Consider the following 2,582-nt stretch of genomic DNA (forward strand, 5'->3'; position numbering starts at 1 on the left):
CCCCAACCCCCGGAGGGCACCCGTGACCGACGACCTCCACCTGCAGGCCGCCTACATCCGCGCCGTCCGCTCGGCGCTGGCCGACCTCAACATCACCACGACCTCCATCACCTACGGCCGCTACAGCGCCCGCCTGCAGCTGTCGGCGGCCTGCCTGGACGCCCCCGAACCGCCCTTCCTGCACTGGTCGGGCACCAGCGGCTGGACCCTCACCCGCACCGAGCACGCCCACCACGAGCCCCTGCACGCCGGACTCATCCCCCACCACGCCGTCGTCGCCCACGCGGTGGCGACCCTGTTCAAGGTCCGCCTGACCCCGCACATGCTCCAGGCCCTGGCCGCCTACATCGCGCCCAGCGACGACCTGCGCTCCATCCACGTCGAACTCACCCCCGACGCCGAGTACCGGCGCCTGGTCCTGGAGCGCGGCGGCGTCGACCCGGCCACCCTCACCGTCACCACCCAGACCCTGGCCGACCTCATCGAGGAGCTGGGCGCCGCCTACTACGACTGGACAGGCAGGACCCCATGACCGAGCCCCACGTCATCATCAACGGCTTCCACAGCGACGGCTCCACCCTGCCGACCGCCGCCCAGCGCGCGGACGCCGAGGCCACCGTCGCCCGCTACGCCGCCCGGACCCGCGGCCCGCTCGGCGACGACCTGGCGCTGGCCCGCCTGGCCCGCCTGACCAAGCGCCGCGACCCGATGGCGGCCGCCCGCATCATGAACAAGCGCGGCTACTGGAACCTGCGCCCCACCCAGCGCCGCGACTCCCCGGTGGCCGCGGCCGTCGCCGTCCTGGACGAAGGCCTGCAGCGCGTGCTCGACCACCTGTACGACTTCTTCGGCGACCGGGACGCCCGGTGAGCGCCCCCATGCCGCTGGCCGCCGCCGACGACCCCCGCGTGACGGTCGTCGCCGCCGCCCTGCGCGCCAGCGCCGCCCAGCCCGGCCCCGGCACCTACGGCACCGACGCCCGCCGCGTCCTGGCCGCCCTGGACGCCGCCGCCCCCGCTACCGCCAAAACCCGTTCCGATCCTCCCCGCGGGCCCGTCGACGAGCACGTCGTGGACGCCGCCGTCATCGCCTACATGGACGCACCCCGCGACGCCGCCGGCCGCATCGCGCTGGAGGACCTGATGCGCCACGTCAGCACCGCGGTGCGGGAGGCGCTGTGATCGAGGTCAACTTCTTCGCCGTGGCCTTCATCGCCGTCGCCCTGCTCATGGTCGGGCTCGTCATCGGCGCCTGGCCCAAGGAGGTCCTGGCCCAGCGCGACGCCGCCCGCACCGACCGCGAGCGCCTGCAGCAGCACCTGCGCGAGAAGACCGCCGAGAACCTGCAGCTGCTGCAGCGCGCCCAACGCATGGAGAAGGCCTACGCCGCCCTGCACACCTGGGCGTACGGCGCCCCGCCCCAGGACGGCGTGATTCCCGGCCAGGGAGACACCGCCGCGTGAGCGATGTGTGCCCGGTCCCCTCCTGCGGCCGGCCCCGCCCCCGCGACGCCCACGTCTGCCGCGGCTGCGGCGCCGACCTGGGCGCCGACCTGTCGGCCCTGGCCGACCTCGCCCGCGAGCTGGAGACCACCCTGGCCCGCCAGGGCCGCACCGGACAAGGCCACCGCGCCGCCCCCCAAGGCCTCCCGGTCGACCTGCGCGCCAGCACCGCCCTGGCCGACCTGCACACCCTCCTGGACGGCTGGGCCCGCGCCCTGCGCCACGGCCTGGTCCCCGTCCCCGGACCCGTCTGCGCACGCTGCCGGCATCACTCCTGCGCCCGCATCACCGCGCGCAACGCCGCGGCCGCCCCGCCCGAACTCGACCAGGCCTCGCCCGCCGGGGACGGCACCCGCCGCGCCAGCGCCCCCGTCCTGGCCGCCTGGCTGGCCGAACGCCACCACCACCTGCTGCGCCGACCCGACGCCGCGGCCGCCGTCACCCAGGTCTACAACGCCCGCCGCACCGCCGAGCACATCGTGGACCGCGCACCCACCCGCTGGTACGCCGGACCGTGCGACTGCGGCACACCCATGTACGTCCAGCCCGGCGCCGCCGCCGTCACCTGCCCGCACTGCGAGACCGCCCACGACGTGCGCGAGCGCCGCGAATGGCTGCTGGCCTCCATCGCCGACCGCCTGACCACCGCCACCCAGGCCGCCCACGTCATCACCCTGCTGGCCGTCCCGATCACCCCCGAGCGGATCTGGAAATGGGCCGAGCGCGACCTGCTCATCCCGCACGGCCACGACGTGAAGGGGCGACCCCTGTACCTCATCCGCGACGTCATGGACCTGCACATCACGATGCTGACCCGCCAGGCCGAGCGCACCGCCAAAAGAACGGCAAAGGTGAAGGTATGAGTCCAGGTTGCGGCCTGATCAACGGCATGTCAGGCTGATCCCGCACAGACGACCTGTGCCCGAAAACCCCTCAAAGGCCCGCTGAGCCCCGCTCGCGGGCCTTTCGCATTCCCGGAGGTCATCCGTGGCAGACATCACCTTCAACATCGCCAAGGGCCGCGTCAACGGCTACGCCGCCCAGGTCGGCACCGGCAACGCCGCCCTCATCCTGGTGCCGC

General features: G+C 74.2%; 5 protein-coding genes. All 5 read left to right on the forward strand.

Annotated features, from left to right (window positions below; genetic code table 11):
• The coding region (locus tag ABD327_RS25795; RefSeq protein ID WP_344453594.1) for a hypothetical protein at nucleotides 1–532 on the forward strand (532 nt) is incomplete at its 5' end.
• Nucleotides 529–870 (forward strand): hypothetical protein, encoded by a 342-nt coding sequence (locus tag ABD327_RS25800; protein ID WP_344453596.1) that lies wholly within the window; start codon nucleotides 529–531, stop codon nucleotides 868–870. The genes ABD327_RS25795 and ABD327_RS25800, both read left to right, overlap by 4 nt.
• Entirely contained in the window at nucleotides 867–1,181 is a 315-nt protein-coding gene (locus ABD327_RS25805) for a hypothetical protein (protein ID WP_344248299.1), read from the forward strand. The genes ABD327_RS25800 and ABD327_RS25805 overlap by 4 nt, the downstream gene beginning before the upstream one ends.
• Complete coding sequence (locus ABD327_RS25810; protein WP_344453598.1) at nucleotides 1,178–1,462, forward strand: hypothetical protein; 285 nt, start codon at nucleotides 1,178–1,180, stop codon at nucleotides 1,460–1,462. Before ABD327_RS25805 ends, ABD327_RS25810 begins: the two co-directional genes overlap by 4 nt.
• A complete protein-coding gene (locus ABD327_RS25815; protein WP_344453600.1) occupies nucleotides 1,459–2,364 on the forward strand; it encodes a hypothetical protein in 906 nt (301 codons plus the stop codon). The genes ABD327_RS25810 and ABD327_RS25815 overlap by 4 nt, the downstream gene beginning before the upstream one ends.
• The last annotated feature ends 218 nt before the right edge of the window (nucleotides 2,365–2,582 follow it).

The sequence above is a fragment of the Actinocorallia aurantiaca genome (genome assembly GCF_039533685.1).
Taxonomy (GTDB): domain Bacteria; phylum Actinomycetota; class Actinomycetes; order Streptosporangiales; family Streptosporangiaceae; genus Actinocorallia; species Actinocorallia aurantiaca.